Below are 1,243 nucleotides of genomic sequence, written 5' to 3'. Positions count from 1 at the left end.
CGATATTCATATGGACTTAGGTTATTTAATTTTTGTTGAAAGCGTTCATGATTATAAAAGTGGATGTATTCCTTTACAGCATGTCTTACTTCCTTAGCTGTTCGGAAAGAATAGCGTGAAAAACATTCCGATTTGAAGTGACTGAAGAAGTTCTCCATGCTTGCATTGTCCCAACAGTTTCCTTTTCTAGACATGCTGGGTGTTATCTTGTGTTTCTTAAGAAGTTGATTATATTGACGGGATGTGTACTGAAATCCTTGGTCGCTATGCAGGAGGATTCCTTTCACATCTCGTTTCTTTTTCGCTTGGTTGAGCGTATCGAGTACTAATTTGATATCATTATTCCGGCTTATCTGGTACGCAATAATTTCATGGTTATATAAGTCTTTTATCGCAGACAGGTATAGCCTTTGCCCGTTAAAAATGAGATAGGTAATGTCCGTTACCCATTTCTCATTTGGACGGGAAGCTTGAAATGCCCTGTTTAGCAGATTTCCTGAAACGACGTACGCTTCTTTTTTACCATAGTAAGGCCTCTTCTTACGAATAACGGCTTGCATTTGCATTTCGCTCATTAAACGTTGGATTCGTTTGTGATTGATCGGTAAAGGGGATTTTTTCTCCAGCCATATCTTCACCCGTCGATACCCGTAAATCCCCTTTACTTCTTTTTGGCATTCTGTAATACTTCTCTTGATTTGTTTGTCCTCTAGTTGATGGGGAGTAATCGTTTCTCTTCTCTTTATCCATTTGTAATAGCCACTTCTGGAGACTTGGGCTAGTTGACATAAAAGCAGAATGCTATATCCGTTCCTAGCCAGCTCTTCAATGAGAGTAAATCGCTTACTGTAAGGTACTGATTCCATCCCACCTTTTACATCTTTAAAAGCTTTTTTAGTAATGCATTTTCTGCTTCCAGCCTTTTGATTTTTGCCTCTGGATCCTCTGGTCTTACTTTGGGTCTCCCTACACCAATCCCCCTTACTTTTCCTCGTTTTTCTTCCAGTCCAGCTATCCCTTCTTTTTGGAAATGATTCACCCATCGACGTAACATCGTCGGATCAATTCCTAATTCATTTCCGCTCCTTCTATATCCCATACCTGTTTTCAGATAAAAATCCACTGCTTTTTTCTTAAACGCTACATCATACGTTTTTTGGATGTTCCCCATTGAAATCTCCCCCCCGTCAATGACAGAATACGTTGCGCTCTTTTTTCTGTCTACCTAAAGGGGATCATAACT

The 1,243-nt window shown here is 39.7% G+C and carries 2 protein-coding genes; both read right to left on the bottom strand.

From position 1 onward, the window contains the following. On the bottom strand, positions 1-902 hold a 902-nt coding region (locus C7R93_RS29725), incomplete at its 3' end, for an IS3 family transposase (protein WP_244191695.1). Continuing rightward, positions 875-1,171 carry a transposase gene (locus C7R93_RS29720; RefSeq protein WP_106842155.1) on the bottom strand — a complete coding sequence of 99 codons (297 nt, stop codon included), beginning with the start codon at positions 1,169-1,171 and terminating at the stop codon, positions 875-877. The genes C7R93_RS29720 and C7R93_RS29725, both read right to left, overlap by 28 nt. Between the last annotated feature and the right edge of the window lie 72 nt (positions 1,172-1,243).

Origin of the sequence: Brevibacillus fortis (assembly GCF_003013395.1) — a bacterium.
Taxonomy (GTDB): Bacteria; Bacillota; Bacilli; order Brevibacillales; family Brevibacillaceae; genus Brevibacillus; species Brevibacillus fortis.
This window is presented reverse-complemented; position numbering and strand designations above follow the sequence as displayed.